Origin of the sequence: Prosthecobacter dejongeii (assembly GCF_014203045.1) — a bacterium.
GTDB classification, from domain to species: Bacteria; Verrucomicrobiota; Verrucomicrobiia; order Verrucomicrobiales; family Verrucomicrobiaceae; genus Prosthecobacter; species Prosthecobacter dejongeii.
In genome coordinates, this window is the sequence record NZ_JACHIF010000004.1 from 209,458 (window position 1) to 228,173 (window position 18,716).

15 protein-coding genes are annotated in these 18,716 nt (G+C 52.9%); 12 read left to right on the forward strand and 3 right to left on the reverse strand.

What is annotated here, in order from left to right:
- Positions 1-16 precede the first annotated feature (16 nt).
- The gene (locus tag HNQ64_RS11425; protein ID WP_184208613.1) at positions 17-763 is read left to right on the forward strand and encodes a polysaccharide biosynthesis/export family protein; all 747 of its coding nucleotides are present in this window, start codon (positions 17-19) and stop codon (positions 761-763) included.
- Between the two features lie 134 nt (positions 764-897).
- Entirely contained in the window at positions 898-3,099 is a 2,202-nt protein-coding gene (locus tag HNQ64_RS24325; protein ID WP_184208615.1) for a polysaccharide biosynthesis tyrosine autokinase, read from the forward strand.
- A gap of 235 nt (positions 3,100-3,334) precedes the next feature.
- Here the strand turns inward: HNQ64_RS24325 and HNQ64_RS11435 are convergent, their stop codons facing one another.
- Positions 3,335-6,442 (reverse strand): PSD1 and planctomycete cytochrome C domain-containing protein, encoded by a 3,108-nt coding sequence (locus HNQ64_RS11435; protein ID WP_184208616.1) that lies wholly within the window; start codon positions 6,440-6,442, stop codon positions 3,335-3,337.
- Positions 6,443-6,661: 219 nt separating this feature from the next.
- Between HNQ64_RS11435 and HNQ64_RS11440 the strand changes: the two genes are divergently transcribed.
- Positions 6,662-8,377 (forward strand): hypothetical protein, encoded by a 1,716-nt coding sequence (locus HNQ64_RS11440; protein WP_184208618.1) that lies wholly within the window; start codon positions 6,662-6,664, stop codon positions 8,375-8,377.
- A 117-nt stretch (positions 8,378-8,494) separates the two neighbouring features.
- On the opposite strand, the gene HNQ64_RS11445 is transcribed toward HNQ64_RS11440, so the two are convergent.
- Positions 8,495-9,487, reverse strand: a complete 993-nt coding sequence (locus tag HNQ64_RS11445; protein ID WP_184208620.1) for a DUF6807 domain-containing protein — start codon at positions 9,485-9,487, stop codon at positions 8,495-8,497.
- A 136-nt stretch (positions 9,488-9,623) separates the two neighbouring features.
- On the opposite strand from HNQ64_RS11445, the gene ftsY reads away from it, so the two are divergent.
- The 3 genes from ftsY (at position 9,624) to HNQ64_RS11460 (ending at position 11,682) form a co-directional block, all read left to right on the forward strand.
- Complete coding sequence (gene ftsY / locus HNQ64_RS11450; protein WP_184208622.1) at positions 9,624-10,469, forward strand: signal recognition particle-docking protein FtsY; 846 nt, start codon at positions 9,624-9,626, stop codon at positions 10,467-10,469.
- Positions 10,466-11,029 (forward strand): tRNA adenosine(34) deaminase TadA, encoded by a 564-nt coding sequence (gene tadA / locus HNQ64_RS11455; RefSeq protein ID WP_184208624.1) that lies wholly within the window; start codon positions 10,466-10,468, stop codon positions 11,027-11,029. The genes ftsY and tadA overlap by 4 nt, the downstream gene beginning before the upstream one ends.
- A gap of 101 nt (positions 11,030-11,130) precedes the next feature.
- Complete coding sequence (locus HNQ64_RS11460) at positions 11,131-11,682, forward strand: hypothetical protein (protein ID WP_184208626.1); 552 nt, start codon at positions 11,131-11,133, stop codon at positions 11,680-11,682.
- 10 nt (positions 11,683-11,692) lie between these two features.
- Here HNQ64_RS11460 and HNQ64_RS11465 read toward each other — a convergent pair whose 3' ends face one another.
- Positions 11,693-12,310 carry a trimeric intracellular cation channel family protein gene (locus tag HNQ64_RS11465; protein ID WP_184208628.1) on the reverse strand — a complete coding sequence of 206 codons (618 nt, stop codon included), beginning with the start codon at positions 12,308-12,310 and terminating at the stop codon, positions 11,693-11,695.
- Between the two features lie 235 nt (positions 12,311-12,545).
- On the opposite strand from HNQ64_RS11465, the gene HNQ64_RS11470 reads away from it, so the two are divergent.
- Genes HNQ64_RS11470 through HNQ64_RS11495 form a run of 6 tightly spaced genes read left to right on the forward strand, consistent with a single transcriptional unit; the run spans position 12,546 to position 18,707 of the window.
- Positions 12,546-13,814, forward strand: coding sequence for a complex I subunit 1/NuoH family protein (locus HNQ64_RS11470; protein ID WP_184208630.1), 1,269 nt, complete (start codon positions 12,546-12,548; stop codon positions 13,812-13,814).
- A gap of 12 nt (positions 13,815-13,826) precedes the next feature.
- The gene (locus HNQ64_RS11475) at positions 13,827-14,372 is read left to right on the forward strand and encodes a NuoI/complex I 23 kDa subunit family protein (RefSeq protein ID WP_184208632.1); all 546 of its coding nucleotides are present in this window, start codon (positions 13,827-13,829) and stop codon (positions 14,370-14,372) included.
- Positions 14,373-14,376: 4 nt separating this feature from the next.
- The gene (locus tag HNQ64_RS11480) at positions 14,377-14,952 is read left to right on the forward strand and encodes an NADH-quinone oxidoreductase subunit J family protein (RefSeq protein ID WP_184208634.1); all 576 of its coding nucleotides are present in this window, start codon (positions 14,377-14,379) and stop codon (positions 14,950-14,952) included.
- On the forward strand, positions 14,952-15,269 hold the full coding sequence (gene nuoK / locus HNQ64_RS11485; protein ID WP_184208636.1) for an NADH-quinone oxidoreductase subunit NuoK: 318 nt from the start codon (positions 14,952-14,954) through the stop codon (positions 15,267-15,269). Before HNQ64_RS11480 ends, nuoK begins: the two co-directional genes overlap by 1 nt.
- A 24-nt stretch (positions 15,270-15,293) precedes the next feature.
- Positions 15,294-17,198, forward strand: coding sequence for an NADH-quinone oxidoreductase subunit L (nuoL, locus tag HNQ64_RS11490; protein ID WP_184208638.1), 1,905 nt, complete (start codon positions 15,294-15,296; stop codon positions 17,196-17,198).
- Positions 17,199-17,210: 12 nt separating this feature from the next.
- Positions 17,211-18,707 carry a complex I subunit 4 family protein gene (locus HNQ64_RS11495; protein ID WP_184208640.1) on the forward strand — a complete coding sequence of 499 codons (1,497 nt, stop codon included), beginning with the start codon at positions 17,211-17,213 and terminating at the stop codon, positions 18,705-18,707.
- The last annotated feature ends 9 nt before the right edge of the window (positions 18,708-18,716 follow it).

Below are 18,716 nucleotides of genomic sequence, written 5' to 3' on the forward strand. Positions count from 1 at the left end.
GCCTGAAGCGCCCTGTATGTTTTCCTTCCTGACCGCCATGTCTGTTTTCCGTTCGAGCTTTCTCGCCTTCGTTTCTTTTGTCAGTCTTACCATAGCTCAGGATCCTGGGTTTCGTGAAATTGATGAGCGCCGTGCAGCGACTCCTGCTACGACACCGACTGGGGATGTGGCTCGTTCCGCAGCAGTTTTGAATTCCATGGAAGTTCTGGACGATACCCAGATCATTGAGCCAGGGGACCTCATTAGTATGCGTGTGGTTGAAGATCGCCGTGAGCCTCAGCAGATGCGCGTCGGTGCCACAGGGGAAGTTACAGCACCCCACATCGGCTTGGTCAAAGCCGCTGGGCGGACCTGTCGTCAACTCGCCAATGAGGTGAAGCGCCGTCTGGAGCAGAATTACTACAATTCTGCGACCGTCGTGGTATCCATCGACCTCAAAAGACAGGATGACCCGAATGCACGCATGCGTTATGGCAGTTCTGAGATCGATTTCTTCACCGTCTATGGCCAGGTGCTTCGCCAGGGTAAATACGAGTTGCCACAGGACGAAGACATTACCATCAGCCAAGCCATTCTTCGTGCCGGAGGTTTCGCTCAGTTCGCCAATCCCCAAAAAGTGAAGCTGGTTCGCAAAACGGCCCAGGGGAACAAAACCATTCTCGTGAATTTGGATAGCATCATGCGCCAGGGAAATCTTGATTATGATGTCTATCTCCGCAAAAACGATGTCATCATCGTGGACGAGAAGAAAGTGAATTTCTGAGTCCCTGGTCAGGATAGGTGGGTTGTGTTTTTTGAACTTATACCTGCCTTGAACTTTCCAATGCGGAGACTGTTTTTGCGTGGCATAATGCCAAACTGTGCGTTTTTCGTCACAGACGATCCTTTCTCTTTGCCGTGAACAACCCACCACCGAATCCCCTGGATGCCAGCCTGTCTCTACCTGGGCAGAACCCATCCACGAACCTCAACCGGATTCATGAGACTTCGGCGAAATTTCAGCGCTATCGGCTTTTGCTGGCTCGTCGTTGGTGGTTTCTGCTCTTGACTGCTAGCATCGGGGTTTGTGTGGCTGCCTTGCATCTGATGAACCAACCCGTGAATTACACGTCGTTGGCGAAGCTGGTGGCAGGTGGGCGTATGGTGGCTCAGGGAGATTTGAATTGGCAGGAGACCATGCAGGATTTCTACGGCACGATCATTGAAACCTTGGAAAGTGCCGATCTCAAAAAGCGCACGCTGACGCGCGTGCAGGCTTTGCACCCCGATTTAAAAGACTCCGAGGTGGAAATCAAAGTCAGTCAGACTCGTGGCTCGGCTATCTTCAATGTCTTTGCTATCGGTGCTGAGCAAAAATACACGCAGATTTTCCTGGAGGCTTTACTGGATGAGTTCGTTTCTTTCCGCCAACAGATCCGTGAGCAGGGATTGGAACGTGCTCTCAATACCTTCACTGAAACTGTGGTGAAAAAGAGCAAAGAGTTGGAAGATCGTGGAGCCAAACTCGAAGCTTTTCGCAAAGGCAATAACATTGTGACGCTGACGAATGGCAACAATGAAGCTGCCGCTTTTCTGATCAGTCTAAAGATCAAAAAGAAGTCTCTGGAGACTGAGCTCAATGACATCACCCTGGCACTGCAAGATGTTGACCAAGCGATGATCAATCGTGAGCGCTCTTTGACATCTGCCCCTGCGAGTGCAGCTCCTACGAGTGCCGCTTCTTCCACAGAAAATGCGACACCGAACGTTGAAACCGCTCAGAATAGCTTGGGGCTCACCTCGGTAGAGCGTGACTATTTGGAAACTCGCAAAGGCATTTTGAGGCTGGAGAATGAGCGTTTGAAACTCCTGAAATCCTTCAAACCGCAGCATCCCATGGTGGTGGATGTAGATGAAAAAATCGAGTTTGAGAAAGGCTTATTGGCCAATTTTCAGGAGGAGATCATCAAAGAGCTTCGTGGTCAGCAGGCAGACCTTGAGCGGCGTGTGCGTGGCATGGAGCAGCAAATCATTGCTCAGGAAAAAGAAGCTATCGAACTGGGGTCCAAGTTAGCTCAGCATGAACGTTTGGAAGAAGAGTTTAAGGCCACCAAGCTGGCTCACGATCGCATGTTTGAGCGCGTGCAGGAGTTTCAACAGTTGCAGAATGTGCAGACAGACTATGTGGCAGTTCAGGAGCATGCTTCCTTGGCGATTAAGGCCAATCCAAAGTGGATTCCACCCCTTAGCATCGGTTTGGTCGTCGGCCTTGTTGCGGGCATTTTGATTCTTCTGATCTTCGACCACCTGGATGATCGAATGAATTCCTTCAGTGAATTCCAAGCGCTCTTTCCTGCCGAGGCAGTTTTGGGGCAGGTCCCTGATCAGCGTCAGCGTGGTGATGTGCAGTTGCTGAAACCCAATGATGAGCGCCATCTCTATGCAGAGGCTTTCCGCAATATCCGTTCTTCCATTCTGTTTAAAAATTGGCAGGGTAAAATGCCAAAGACGATTTTGGTGACCAGTGCAGTGCCGAATGAGGGGAAAACGACGGTGACTTCTAACTTGGCTGTTACCTTGGCTCTAGGTGGTGCCCGTGTGCTATTGGCAGACTGTGACTTGCGTCGTGGGGGTGTCAGTGAGCTGTTTAAACTGCCGACCAGCCCTGGCCTCAGTGAGGTGCTGCGTGGCAATCTTCATTGGCGCGATGCTGTGCAAGAGACTTCCACTCGGAATCTTCATTTGCTAGCACGTGGGGAGGTTTTTGACCAAACTTCTGAAATGCTTCTCTCCAAGAAAGCTGAGGAAGTGCTTCACGAAATGGGTGCTGAGTACGATTACGTGGTTTTTGATAGCGCCCCGGTTTTGGTGGCTGATGACACTGGAAGCTTTGCTCCCAAGGTGGACACCGTGCTATTCGTTGTTCGCATGTCTTCCACCATGGCACGCCTCAGCGGCAAGGCTCTCGACTCACTTTATGAGCGTCAGGTCAATGTGGGCGGGGTCATTTTGAATCGAGCCTCTACAAGCCTGAAAGAGTACACTTATTACAACTACGCCAGTTACTATTACACCCCGGCGGCTAAGAAAGAGGTTCCCCAGGCTCCAGCCAAGGCTTGATTGAATATCGAAGAATAAAGCCCCCAAAGTTCGAATGAACTTGGGGGTTATTTGTTTTTAGAAAGGAGGGGTGGTTGCTCATGACCCTCGCGAACTCATTGAGTCCTGTTTGCGATCTCTGTGAAAGGGTTAAGAAGCCCTTCTTTGAAGACAATGAGTGCGGATGATCTCAGCGCTTCATGAAGGCTGGACCCAAGGATGGGGGAATGGATTTTAGGCGAAGATTACGTGACCTTTAGTATCGCGTGATGGTCTCGTGGAGATTCAAGACCACGCGACAAAGGCTCGTCCAAGCAGCCAATTCTGCCTGATGAGACGTTGGGATAGGGCGAAGACCCGTAGCGAGGAGTTTCTGCGCATCTTCAGGGGAGGCTTTGAAGACATCTCGTTGGCTTTGCAAAAAGCCTAACAAGCTATGCGTTTCCGCAGGTTTGGGGGAACGAGCTAAGGTTCTCAAGAAAATAGTTTCGAGCCGCTCTGAATCACTGCCTTGAGTTAAACTTTCTGCCAGCGTCCGAGCGGCTTCAACGAAAGTTGGATCATTAAGTAGGGTCAAAGCCTGCTGCGGAGTGTTGGAGACATTGCGTGTGGCAGTGCATTCATCGCGGGCAGGCGCGTCAAAATTGGCAAGCATGGGATGTAGAAAGGTTCGCTGCCAATGCATGTAAACACCACGCCGCCACTGCTGATCATCTGTACTGGCCACGTAATCACGGCTGGGAAACTGAAGGTTTTCATAATAACCGCTTGGCTGGTAGGGTTTCACACTGGGCCCCCCGATGTCTAGATTGAGCAATCCCGCAGCAAAGAGGGCATTGTCACGTACGAACTCGGCTTCGAGTCGCCGTGGATTTTGGAAGGCTAGAAGGCGGTTGCTCGGATCTAGGTCTTTCAGTTCTGGCCGGGTGCGGCTATCCTGTAGGTAAGTGTGGCTGGAGACGATGAGACGCATGAGGTGCTGAATGTCCCAGCCGCTGTCTCGAAACTCTGCCGCCAGCCAGTCGAGCAGTTCTGGGTGGCTTGGTGTTTCGCCTTGTGCGCCAAGGTCGTCCACAGCCAGGGAGAGACCATTGCCAAAGAATTGCTTCCAGAGACGATTTACAAAGGTGCGGGCGGTGAGGGGATTCTCAGCCGAGGTCAGCCATTTGGCTAAATCCACACGCGACTGGCGGGTGCTTTTAGGGCGGTTTCCAGTCAGAAACTGGGGCGGGGCAGGTGGGCAGATTTCGCCCGTTTCGTCCATCCAGTTTCCGCGTGGAAGTCGGCGGATGGTGAGCGGTTCTTTGACGGGGACAGTCACCTGAGTCCAGGCTTTGCCCTGATTGCATTCCAAGGTTTGCGTATGAATGTTTTTCCAAACGGCTTTGACCTTGGGGTTTTGCCCTGACTGTAGAAGCCAAGTTTGCGCTAGCAGGGCGTCATTGAAGTCGTTCTTTTCTAAAGCAGACAGTAGAGCCTGACTCCAACTTTCCGCTAAAGGACTCGGGGGCGCGATGCTAGCGATGGAGATGCGCAGACAGCCCGCTGTGTGGTTAGGCAGGTGGATGATGAAGGCTTCTCCCTTCTTGAGATCCACGGGTTCATCCAGGATCCACACGGATGTCTGCTGAGTTCGGGCTTTTTTCGCGGCAGTCTTCCAACCTGTGGTTACACCAGCTTTTTCGACCGTGCCTGCATAGACGGCTTCCTTGTGATCAGCATCTGCAAAGAAGACGGGCAGGCTTTTATCTTTGTCCGTGCCTAAGGCGCGATGGCTAAATGCTGGGACGAGCAGCATGCCCTTGGCCGCTCCGGCTAGCTCAATGCTGTCTTGATGCGCTGAGTTCGGGAGGAGTTCAATCTTCACGGCCGCTATTCGGCCACCTTCAGGTTTTAATGTGATCGTGGTGTTTTGCGCCACATTAGCCGTGATGAGAAGGGTGCCTTCTGGAGTTTGAGCGATGCTGGACGAATCTACTGGGGGCGCATTCTTTTTCGCTTTTTGAGCCTTGGCTCCTTTTGAGGCAGGAGGCGATGTCACGGTAGTTGCTGTCAGAGAAGGGATAAACCAGATGTCTTTCTTCCTCGTCAAGGCCGCTAGTGTTTGCTGCACCCATGGCTTCAATTGCTCTTGAGGGGCGTCGTGGATGGCTTGACGTGCTAGGGCAGCCATCTGTCTTTGGAGTTTGCCCAAACGGCTTTTGAGGTAAGGGCTATCCACCAAAATTTCAGGCGGGAAGGGGTGTTCATTGCTCCAACCTTTGAGTTCTTCGACTGGGGTATAGCCATAGCTGGCATAGACCCCAAATTGCTTTACATCGGCAAAGAAGGCCGACATCGAATAAAAATCCCTTGCTGTGTAGGGATCGAATTTGTGGTCATGGCATTCTGCGCAGCCCAGGGTGGCCCCCATCCAAGTACCTCCGACCGTCCTCACGCGATCAGCCTGGTATTTGGCTAAGTACTCTTTGGGTTGAGCGCCGCCCTCACGCGTCATCATATTCAGCCGATTAAAGCCTGTGGCCACGAGTTGTTCGGTCGTGGGATTTGAGAGCAGATCCCCGGCCAGCTGTTCGAGGGTGAATTGATCAAACCTTTTGTTAGAATTAAAGGAGTTAATGACGTAGTCGCGGTACGGGAAAATGCGCTGATTTTGATCGCCGTGAAAGCCGACGGTGTCTGCAAAGCGGGCCACATCCAGCCACCAGGCGGCCCAGCGTTCACCGAAGTGGGGCGATTTCATCAAGCGTGTCGTCCATGTTCTCACAGCAGCTTGAGGATCCGCCTTGAAGGCTTGCTCAAAGGCAGTCGCTTCTTCCGGTGTAGGGGGGAGGCCGATGAGATCCAGGCTTAGCCTGCGCAAAAGGGTGCGCGCGGAAGCGATGGGGGAAGGGGAGATGTTTCTTTTAGTCAGAGCATCTTGGATGAATGCATCCACGGGGTGGGCCGTGCCTGTTTCTTGGCGGGCCGCAGGTAGATTAGGCCTAACAAGAGGTGTGTAAGACCAGTGTGGCTCGTATTCGGCCCCTTGGCGGATCCATTCCGTTAATAATGCTTTTTGGGCTTCAGTCAGCGTTTTCTTAGACTCTGGTGGTGGCATCACGTCATCTTCATCATGACTGTGGATGCGCTCCAGAATGCTACTTCCTTCTGGTTTTCCCGGCAGGATGGCCTTCATCTCGATCGCGGCCTCTCGTACATCCAGCCGCAGATCAGCCTCGCGGTGATTTTTATCTGGCCCATGGCAGGCGAAGCAGTAGTCCGACAAGATGGGGCGAATATCTCGATTGTACCGCAGTTTTCCCCCGGACGCAGCTTGGGCAGCGGTGGTAAGAACTAAGAATAAGAGCAACGGGGACTTCATGGGCAGGGGCAAATCACAGTATGCAGGAACATACGTGTCTTTGTCTGCATGGATTTCGCGCTGGCATGGTGATCACTGCTTAAAGGCATGGGTAATTAGCGGATGTGTTCCTTTGCTGGTTGTCATGCAAAGTTCATGAAATAACGGATTTTTAACAAAGGGTGAATACTTCCAGGCCGAGAGAGGTCTATGCAGAAGTAACCAACCCCTTTCCCCCCCATGAAAAATTTCACTTCTTCTTCCGTTCTGGAAACCTTGGAGTCCCGACTGGCTCCTGCTGGTCTAGTGACGCTCAACCTCACGGCGGCGGGTGCCTTGACTGTAACGGGGGATGTGGATCACAATGATTTTGTCATTACGGAATCCGGTGATCAATGGACCATCTCAGCTTTGACGGATGGCGCCACGGCGACTCGATTCAGTCTCAATGGAGGGGCTGAGGCCACTTCGCTGACCTTTGATGCTCCGCTTTCCGTCAAAGCTGTTTTAGGAGCTGGCGATGATGAAATGATCCTCGATGGTGTTTTGCTTCCTGGCACACTGAATGTGAATACCGGAGATGGAGACGACATCCTCGATCTGACCTCTACGACACTTGGCGGCACGGTAACGGTGCTCATGGGCAATGGGGGGGATTATTTCACCGCAGGTGGGGATCTTTTTTTTGGAAAGGGGCTGAGTGTGAACCTGGGCAATGGAGCAAATACTTTTGAGGTGAACGCAACTGCGCTGACCTCCAATGGTAACATTTCAGCCCTGGCGGGTGGCACAGCTTTTGAAGGGCAAGAATTTTTGTTCAAAACGGGTATCGGCCAAGTGAATGGGGCTCTGACCCTGCGGACGACGACCAACAGCTTCACTGATTTTGAAATTGGTGATTCGCTGACAGATTCTTTGACTGTGACCAAGGCCATGACATTGCAGTCCCTGGCGGGGACTGACAATGTCACCCTGCGGGGAGATTTGAATGTGGGCGGGTTGCTGGCCCTGCGGGTGGGGAATGGCACAAACACCGTCATCACGACGAATCTAGATGAACTTGCCTCCCGGGGCTTCACCTACACGGGGGGGACTGGCACGGACGACTTTTTGCTGGAAGCGCGAGAAGTGATCATTGAGGGGAATTTTGCTTTCAGCGCTGGCGCAGGCACCAATAAGCTGGACATCTTTACTTCGGAATACTTCGGTGCCTCAGGTGCTCTGACTTACACGGGGGGCATCGGCCAAGACGACCTGATCCTCGACGGTCCTGAAGTTTACGTAGGCGGCATCGTCACCATGAATGCCTCCAGCGGGACCAACTCTTTTGGCCTGAATGCTTTGGCGGCCAGTGTGGGGGGCGTCCGTTACACCGGTGGCACGGGTGAGGATATCGTGGACATCGGCCAGTTCGAGGGCGACTCCAATCTCATCACTGTGCGTGGATCTGTGAGCATCAGCACTGGGGCGGGGGATTCAGAGGTGATGGTGCGCAATGGTGACATCTATGGCAACCTCAGTGTGATCACCACCGCTGGACTCGGTTTTGTGGATACCGTCCAGTTTCTGGAAAGTGATTTCCGTGGGAATGTCTCCGTCAGTCTGCGTGGTAATGCGGACAGTGATGTGTTCGTTCGCGACAGCATCTTTGATCGCAATGTGACCGTGGCGACGGGCAATGGGGTGGACTACGTGCAGTTTGATACGGATACGGAAGTGTCCTCCATTTACAGCGTGTTTGACGGTTACGTCCGGGTGCTCTTGGGAAATGGCGATGACGTTTTCCTCGCCGGAGCCAATCCTTCCGTTGAGACTGTGGGGAACGACTTCAATAGCTACATTGATGTGGATGGAGGTGCCGGTTATGACATTGCCTACTTCATGGACAGTGTGGCTTACAACAATGCCTTCAATGGCCCGCTTCCTTGGACCTACCGGGTAGAAGACTATGCGTGATCGGGTAACAAGTGAGCTGATTCTACACTTAGCCTGAATTGCCTAACAAAAAAGTCTTCGGCATCACTGCCGAAGACTTTTTATTTTGAACTTGGTTAGACCGTTCGATCAAAGGTCTCAGGGCTCCTTGGCATAATCCGCGTAGGCTTCAGCGATCTTTGCGGCTTTCTCATCCCCTAGGTGGAAGATGAAGCGATGACGCAGAGTGAGCTTTTCACCTTTCTTCAAGGTCAAAGCTCCGCTTTCAGACTTCGGGTCCAGGGACTGAAGGCCGAAGGGATTGGCGGTGAAAAGACCGTAGGTGCGGACGTGCCATGGGGTGGGGTGGCGAAAGCTTTTGGGGTGATTCAGCATGGCGACGCCCACGTGCTTGCCGTCCACGATGCCGTGGTAGTCGCACCAGGTGGCACGCTTCGCCCAGGCGTCAGCGTCGGTCTGGCCTTCGCTGTTGATGATCTTGCCGGTGCCACGCTCTTTCTTTTCCTTTTCCACGGCCATGTTAGTCGGCACGCGAATGCTGAGGCCAGAGTCCTTTTTGTCATCCACCAGGGTGTCGCCTTCAGTGGCGATGAGATCAATGTCCACATCAATCAGACGGGTGTCATTGACGACTTTGAAGGTGTGGCGGCGCACTTCTTCGAGGGTCTTTTTGCCGGAGGCATCAACATAGTCGGCCACGGTCGTGAAGGCTGCTGTCTCGCCTGCCTGGATGTCTTTGAGCTCGCGATGTTTGATAGCACCCAGGTGCTTCACGCGCTCTTCGGACTTCGCGTTGGGTTTGTCGCCAAAGGTCGCGCGTTCAGCCCAGGTATCGTATCCGCCGATGTTTTCATGGCCAAAGCACAGGCCGCGATGGTGAGGGTGGTCATGCTGCTCACCTTCCACCGTCTTCATAGGGTAGGCGCGGGTCATGGTCTGGCCGCCTGGGCCAATGATGGGCCAGAGGTAGGGTTTATTCGCCTGATCCACGACGTATTCGGTGAAAAATTCACCGTCAATTTTCACCACAGCCCCGCCAGTGGCGGTTTTTTCCACCGTGAAGGTGGCGGCTGCAGCAGTGAATGAAAAGGTGCCAAGAAGGATGGCGGAAAGCAAGGGCGTGAACTTCATGATGGAGGGTGAAACAAGGGCATACAACAACGCCGCTGCAACGTGTATTCTTCCGGTCGGCATTCATCATTCCGTGATGGCATCCTCGCTAAAATGGAGTAAGCAGACGGCCCCTTTTCCTCTCTTACTTCCCATTATGGCCGGATTCTTTAAATCTCTCCTTCAGCGCTTCACCAAACCCGACATTGACTGGGATGAACTGGAGGCGGCCCTCATCACTGGAGATCTCGGGCCGAAGTTATCCATGCAGATCGTGGATGACCTGAAGGCTCAAAGCCGTAAATTGCATGGCGCAGACATTGTGCAGGTAGCGCGCGAGCACATCCGCAAAATCTTGCCTGAAAAGGCTGAGACACTGACGCCTCTGGACGGTAAACCCAAGGTGGTCCTGGTGATCGGGGTGAATGGCACTGGAAAGACCACCTCCACGGCCAAACTGGCCCATCTTCTCCATAAAGGCGGAAAAAAGGTGGTGCTAGCCGCAGCAGATACTTTCCGCGCAGCCGCCGTGGAGCAGCTGGAAGTCTGGTCTCAGCGCCTAAACATCCCCATGGTGAAAGGGCCGCCAAATGGTGATCCCGCCTCTGTTTGTTTTGAGGCGTATGACCTCGCCAGTCGCACTCAGGCGGACTTCCTGCTATGTGACACGGCGGGCCGCTTACACAACAAGCACAACCTCATGGAAGAGCTGAAAAAGATCCACCGCATCCTGGGGCGTAAAGACAGCACCTCTCCCCACGAAGTTCTTTTGGTGGTGGATGCCACCACGGGGGCCAATGCCCTCCAGCAGGCACGCGAGTTTCACAAGATCATCCCACTGACGGGCGTCATCGTCACCAAGCTGGATGGCAGTGGTAAAGGCGGCATTTTAGTGACCATCCAGCAGGAGCTGGGGGTGCCCACCCGCTACATCGGCCTGGGTGAAAAAGTGGAGGAATTTCAGCCCTTCAACAGTCAACGTTTCGTCGAGGAACTGCTATGAGCCTGGAACTTCCCCAAACCATTGATCTCGTCTCGGATGAGCACTTCATGCGCGAGGCTCTACGTCTGGCCAAAAAAGCAGCCCGTCAGGATGAGGTGCCCATTGGCGCGGTCATCGTTCACAAAGGGCAGATCATCGGTCGTGCCTGGAATCAGGTGGAAACGCTGAAAGATGCCACCGCTCATGCCGAAATGCTGGCTCTGACTCAGGCGGAGAGTGCGATGGAAGACTGGCGTTTAGCGGAGTGTGATCTCTACGTTACCAAAGAGCCTTGTCCCATGTGTGCCGGGGCGATTGTCCACTGCCGGATTCGGCGGGTCATCTTCGGTTGTGTGGATGTCAAAGGTGGGGCGGCAGGGGGATTTTGGAATCTGCTGCAAGCTCCCAATCTCAACCATCGCAGCGAGATCACGCCCGGTGTTTTGGCGGATGACAGCATCGCTTTGCTAAAGGCTTTTTTTGCCGATGCGCGCAAGCGGAAAGCTCTGGGCCTAGCCCATACGAAGGGGATTGGCACGCCTCCTCAGATATCGGACTCGACGATCTTTGATGGCCCTTAAACGGGAGTCCTTTGTCCCAGGTTAGCATGCGTTCTGCCCGGTCATCGGTTTTCTCATTTTTTTCTTCCGGTGGCTGGGGGGCATTCGCTAACATCTGAGACATGAGCGATACGACCTGGCATCTCATCAAAGCGGCTGACAATCAAGAATACGGCCCCATCACCACCGAGACCCTTTTGGGCTGGGCTAGCGAGGCTAAAATTTCGCCCATGGATAAGTTATCCAATGACGGGCGACAGACCTGGCAGCGGGCACCCATGATCCAGGAATTGCAGATGGATTGGCTGATCCAAATGCCGGATCAGTATCTTTATGGGCCGACCAATGTCGCCACCATTCAGGAGTTTTTAGCCACAGGAGAAATTGATGAAAATGTCGTTCTGATCAATTGCGTGGATGCCACGGAATCCCGGCTTTCAGATCAGGCCTTCTTTGGTTTTAGCCCGCATCACACGCGCAGCGCCGAAACTACCTTGGTGGGTGCCCAGTGGCCAGATCTGCAGAAGGGGAGTGGGGACGCGCTTTTGCAGCAGCGTGTCGGCCTTTTAGAAAAGCAAATCGTGGAATATCAGCGCTCACTGGATCAATGGGAAACCAGCTACCAGAGCCTGCGTCAGCAATTCATAGAGGCCACTGGGCGCGAGCCGCTTTAACAGGGAGATTTCACTTTTTGGGTCGTGTCTGGAAAGTGGGTAATCGCAGTTTCCAGCGCATGGCGGCGAGCCGCAGAATTAAGATCACCGACATAGCTATATAGCGATGGCTTTCTGAAGGTGGAAGCCATCGTTCCAGCAACACAAAAATGGTGGCCCCTATGCCCACTGCGGTCGCATAAAGTTCAACCTCCGCTCTCAGGACCCAAGGAATTTCACTTCGCAAAACATCCCGGAGGATACCTCCCGCGACTCCCGTGACGATGCCCAGGAGGACTGCTACGATGGCAGGTGAGCCTAGGAGAAGGGCTTTCTCCGTACCGACAATGCCAAAGAGGGCCAGCCCAAAGGCATCTGCCAAGGTCAATGCTCGATTGGGTATTTCGATGAACCCCGCCAGCACAAACGTGCTCACCGCAGCTACAAGAGACCACGTGATGTGGTCAGGAGCCTGAATCCAGAAAACGGGGCGTACACCCAGGCACAGATCGCGTATCGTTCCGCCACCCACCGCTGCCACGAGAGCTAAAACTACCGCTCCAAAGAGGTCCATGCGTTTTCCCTCGGCTGCAAGCACGCCGGAAATGGCGCATACAGCACAGGCAGAATACTCAATCCAGGGTGGCATCTGGTCATTTTGAACCAAAAAACGCAGAAATCGAAGACCAAGTCTGCTCCTTTCTAAAGACATCCATGGGTGATGGATGTCTCGCAGCATGGTTTTCCCCGTCCGGCAACCTCTCAATTTGGTAAAAAAAGGGTCAAAAGAGGGGGCTTAGGGCCCACAAAAGTGTGAGCTTGTGAAATTTTTCACAAATTCGGGTTGCCCGTCGTAAAGCCTTCCTGATAATGCACACGCCCCCATGGCAGCACTTCTCGCCAGCTTCGACTTTGCCTTCCTCATCACTTCGGTGGTGAAGATCGTTTTCCTGACCTTTTTGGTCATCTTGCCCATGGTCGCTTACTCCGTTTATGCGGAGAGGCGATTTTCGGCCATCATCCAGGACCGTGTCGGCCCCAACCGAACCGGGATCCCCTTGACGCTTTTTGGCTTCAAGAAGGATATCCAGATCTTTGGGATCGGGGGCCTGGTGCAGCCCATGGCAGATGGTTTGAAGTTTCTTCTCAAAGAAGATTTCACCCCGAAGTCCGTCAATACTTTCTACTATTGGTTGGCTCCAGCGCTGACAATGGTCCCGGCACTGATGACTTGTGCCGTGTTGCCTTTTGGGAGCGAATTGGATTTTTCATTCCTCAATCCAATGATTGAAAAATTGGGTGGAACAGGCTTTTCCGCACCTGTGAAGTCTGTGATTGCTGACCTGAATGTCGGGCCGCTTTTCACCTTCGCTATCGCGTCCTTGGGGGTTTACGGGATCGTCCTAGCAGGATGGTCCTCGAACTCGAAGTATCCCTTCCTCGGAGGGGTTCGCTCCTCGGCGCAGATGATCTCCTATGAACTGTCCCTGGGGCTTTCGATCATTCCTGTTTTGATGGTGTTCGGTGAGCTGAATCTCTCTAAGATGTCAGCGTTCCAAGACGCGAACGGTTGGCTCCTGCTGCCTTTCTGGGGTGAAGGTTTGACGGCTGAACGCTGGGTGCTGCTGGTGCCCATGGTCATTTCCTTCTGCATTTTCACGGTGGCGATGTTTGCTGAGACCAATCGCTTGCCTTTTGACCTGGCGGAGTGCGAAACGGAACTCGTTGCAGGTTACCATACGGAATACAGCTCCATGAAATTTGCCCTCTTCTTCTTGGGCGAATATGCAGCCATGATCATTGGATCGGGTTTGGCCGTTACCTTGTTCCTGGGCGGCTGGAGCATTCCTTTCTGGCCCTTCTTTGAATACGTCGGGAACATGATCGGGTTGGATACTGCCTTTGGCTGGCTCGGGAGCAGCTTTCAGCTTCATTACTCCGCAGGTTCCACGCCTTTTTGGCTTGGACTTCTACACATTGGCGTCTTCTTTTTGAAGGTCATCGTCTTCATTCTTTTCTTCATCCTCATTCGCTGGTCACTGCCGCGGTTCCGCTTTGACCAACTTATGAAATTGGGCTGGCTGTTCATGTTTGAACTGGCTCTGGCCAATGTCATCCTGACTGCCGTGATCATGGCCTGCTTCACGAAGTAATTTCCCCCTCCGATGGCAACAATTATCGTCCAACGCCCCAAGCTCGCCTGGCATGAGAGATGGTTCATCTCCACGCTCGTCAAAGGTTTGAAAATTACGCTCGGGCACGCCCTTAAAACATTCCGCGAGATCGTAGGCGGCAAGGAAAAGGTGACCATGGAATACCCTGAGCAAAAATGGGATGCCAATCTGCCTTCCTACTACCGGGGTGCTCCCGCTTTGGTGACCGATGAACAGGAACGTGAGCGCTGCGTGAGCTGCCAACTTTGCGAGTTCATTTGCCCTCCAAAGGCCATCCGTATCACTCCCGGTGAAATCCCCAGCGATGATCCATGGGCCAAAGTGGAAAAGCGGCCGAAGGAGTTCGATATTGATATGACTCGCTGCATCTACTGCGGCATGTGTGAAGAAGTTTGTCCTGAACAGGCCATCTATTTGCGTAAAGATTACGCCATCACAGGTGAATCCCGTGCTGAATTGATGCACAACAAGAAGAAGCTCTATGAGATCGGCGGCAAGCGCGTTGGCCTCGTCAACAAGTGGAATGAATTGAAGTAGAGCCATGCCTTCTATCCTCTTTTATCTTTTCAGCGCGATGACCTTAGGCTTTGGCCTGTTGGTCGTCACGGCGCGAAATCCCGTTACCAGTGCTCTGTCTTTAGCGGGTAGCTTCGTTGGTCTTGCGGCTCTTTTCTTGAGCTTGGATGCTTACTTCATCGGAACCATCCAGATCCTTGTTTACGCAGGTGCCGTGATGGTGCTTTTCCTCTTCATCATTATGTTGTTGGATATCAAGGCGGAGGAAGGCAAGAAGCCCAACCTCCCCGCTGTCATCGGAGGTATTGTTTTGGCCGTTATTTTGGCGCTTCAGATCGCGACAGTTTGCAGCAGTTTTAGCAACGGAGCTGTTAAAATTAAAGACGCTCCTCTCGTGCTTCAGAAAGCAGGCGAGTTGGCCAAGATTCCAACCATTGCTAATGACCTAAAGGCAGGAGTGCTTCCTGATGCCAAACTGATGGGCCTCACTTTGTTTCAGAAATACGGCTTTCACCTCCAGGTGGTCGGTTTGTTGCTCCTTGTGGGCACGATTGGCGTGGTGGTGCTGAGCAAGCGTGAGAAAGGAGTCAAGGACGCCTGATGATCACACTCAATCATTACCTTATTATCAGCGGGATGCTGTTTGCGCTTGGCCTCGCTGGGGTCATCGCGCGGCGTAACATCATCATCATCTACATGTGTCTCGAGATGATGTTGAGTGCTGCCAACCTCACTCTCGTGGCTTTTTCTCGTTTCCGTGTGACGGAGGGGCTGCCTGACTATGCCGCTCAGTCTCTAGTGTTTTTCACCATCACGGTGGCCGCTGCCGAAGTGGCCGTTGGTCTTGCCATCATCGTTGCGCTCTACCGTTCGAAGCAGAGTGTCGAAACTGAATCCGTCACTAAGCTGCAAGGCTAAGCGCAACCGAGAATCTCCCGCTCCATGCCCGCCCCGGACGCCGCCCCCACACTCCCCTCTCTGCTGTTGCTGTTGCCGTTTTTTACGGCACTGACCATTTTGCTTGGACACAAGCTGCTGAAAAACGCCAGCGTGTTTCTGTCGGTCGCTTCGGCCACTGTTTGCTTTGTGATCAGTGTGCTTTTGCTGCACTCTCAGGATTCCAATCCCGTTCTTTTGCCGTTCGTCAGCATTGGGAAGTTTAAGATCGCCATTGATGCGCTGATTGATCAGCAGAGTCGTGGAATGATGTTGATCGTCACCTCGATTGGTTTGCTGGTGCATATTTTCTCACTCGGCTACATGAAGGAAGATGCGGGCAAGATCCGCTTTTTCGGGGCTCTCTCACTCTTCATGTTCTCCATGACTGGAATTGTGCTGGCCGGTAACTTGGTGATGATGTTCATCTTCTGGGAGTTGGTCGGTCTTAGCTCTTACTTGTTGATTGGACATTGGTTCGAAAAAGCTTCTGCTGCTGACGCTTCTAAGAAAGCTTTTCTCACCAATCGAATCGGGGACTTTGGTTTCATGATCGGTATCCTGATGTTGTTTGCGGCCAACCATGGCAATGTCGATTTCGCAGGTGCGGATGGTCTTCGTGAAGGTTTTGCGACAGGGAATTTGCACCATTTTGCTGAGACGCAGCCTTGGTTCATGTTTGCTGCTGCACTTTGCTTATTCATGGGGGCGGTGGGTAAGTCTGCGCAGGTTCCTCTGCATGTGTGGTTGCCAGATGCCATGGAAGGCCCAACCCCAGTATCTGCACTTATTCATGCGGCGACGATGGTGGCTGCGGGTGTGTTCATGCTCGTGCGTTGTTCTTTTGTGATCGAAGCATCGCCAGATGCAGCTCAGGTCATCGCCTGGATCGGCGGCATCACTGCTATCTTTGCAGCCCTGATGGCCACGCAGCAGAACGATATCAAACGCGTGCTGGCCTATTCTACTTTGTCCCAACTCGGTTACATGGTCATGGCAGTCGGTCTTCTCGCCATGCAGGTTGGTGGACATCATCATGAGGCTGGACCAGGCCACCCGGCGATGTTCCATCTTTACACTCATGCTTTCTTCAAAGCTATGTTGTTCCTCGGTTCAGGTGCTATCATCTATGCTTGCCATCATGAGCAAGACATGTGGAAAATGGGCGGACTGAGAAAGCACATGCCAGTGACCTTCGTCACCTTTACCATTGGAACCGCTTCGCTAATGGGGATTCCTGTCATTACCAGTGGGTTCTGGAGTAAGGAAGCCATTCTTGGAGTCGCATTTGAGGTTGAAGGTGGAAGACCTCTGTTTTGGATCGGTATCGTTACGGCCATGCTGACGGCCTTCTATATGACCCGCATGTTTGTGGTAACGTTCTTTGGCAAACCACGGACAGACTCCGCCCACCACGCCGTGGAAGCGCCTGTCATCATGGTGCTACCGCTGATTGCTTTGGCGCTGCTAACGATTCTAAGTCTGTTCGACAAAGTGGGAGGATGGTTGGAGGCTATGCTTCCACAGCACGCGCAAGATCACCCGACCGTATTCATCGCTTCTATTTGTGCCTTGCTTATCGGCATGGGAGTTGCTTTTTGGCTCTACCGAGGCAAAGACAAAGATCCGCTGAACATAAAATTGTTCGCCAATAAGTTTTACGTGGACGAGGTTTATGCGGTCATCGTTAAAGTGTTTCAGGATGCGGTGGCGTGGATTGTAGCAGGGCTTGAGCGTCTGATCGTGGACGGTGTCATGGCTCGCCTTCCTGCTTATCTTGCTGCGCGTGTCGGTTCTGCCGCGCGGATTCTTCAGGGCGGTCACTTGCAGGGTTATACATTCCTGCTGGGTCTCGGCGTCCTGCTTGTTGTTTATGTTGTCGTGTTTGTCCTGCCCTCTGTGGGCCATTGATGGAGGAATGGAATGAGCGTTCTCGAAATCGTCATCCTGCTGCCAATTATCGCCGCTCTAGCCATTTGGCTTGGGGCACCAGCTCGTGCCACCTCGGTGGGTGCGGCTATTCTCAACCTGCTTATCGTCCTGGGACTTCTGTTTCAGTTCAAATCAGCCTCGGCTGGAGGTTCCGGCATGGCTTTTGAAAGTGCCCGAGTGGTGTTGGACAATCCAGCGATTACCTTCGGAGTCGGTGCTGACGGCGTCTCTCTCATTCTGGCTTTACTGACTGCACTCGTCACCTTCGCGGCAGTCTGGCAGATCGCTGCGGATAAACCGGCCATTTATCACATTGCATCTTTGTTGATTGCAGGTGGCGGTTTGGGAGCCTTCCTTTCGACGGATGTGTTCTTTATCTACGCTTTCCACGAGTTGGCCTTGATTCCCACCTTCCTCATGATCGGTCTTTATGGTCACGGTGAGGATTCTCATCGCAAAGCGGTTGCCTGGAAAACCACGATCTACTTGGGGGCTGGTAGCCTTGTCTTATTGGCAGGTCTCGCCTGGTTGGTGTTGGAATACAGCGGGGGTCAGAAACTGACTTTTGATCTCAATGCGCTTCGTGCACAGGCTGCATTGACCCCGTTGCCCGTGGAAAAACAGGGCCTTATTTTCTTTGTCTTGCTGCTAGGCTTCGGCACCTTGGTCAGCTTGTTCCCATTGCATAGCTGGGCGGCTCCTGCGTATGCGACGGCTCCTACACCTGTAGCGATGCTGCACGCTGGAGTACTCAAGAAGTTTGGATTGTATGGCTTGATTCGTATTGCTCTGCCTCTGTTGCCTCAAGGGGCACAAGTCGAATGGGTCCAGCAAGCACTGTTGTTCATGCTTTTGGGCAATATTTTGATCATGGGCTTCGTCACGATCGCTCAGCGCTCCTTGGATCAAGTCCTGGGAAATTCTTCGGTGATGCACATGGGCTATATTTTCCTCGGCATTGCCGCAGGTACCGAGATTGCTTTACAGGGCGCTGTTTTGCTCATGTTCGCCCACGGAATCTCGATTGCTCTCTTGTTCGCACTAGCGGGGCGCATGAGGAACCAGTTGGGAACCTTGGAATTGTCGAAATTGGGCGGCCTTGCTTCCCATGCTCCGATTTTCACCCTGTTGTTTGCTTTCGGCGCTTTCGCTTCTTTAGGTCTCCCTGGCTTGGCCAACTTTGCTGGTGAAGTAATGGTCTTTCTTGGTGCTTTTGGTAGCAATGGCAGCACAGAATTTGGGCCTATGCAGTGGGCCGTCGTCGTGGCTCTATGGGGAGTGGTGATGTCCGCCGTCTATATGCTGAGAGCTTTTCGTGATATTTTCCAGGGTACAGCGAATGCTGGACTGTTCATGAATGACCCTGTGCTAAGCCAGCGCATTCCTTTGATTCTCCTCGCCGCTGCGCTTCTGATTGTCGGTTGCTGCCCTTGGCTTCTGCTGGACCTGCTGAAGTCTTTATCTGCCGCTAAAGTGGCTGCGATGTAGAAACTGATT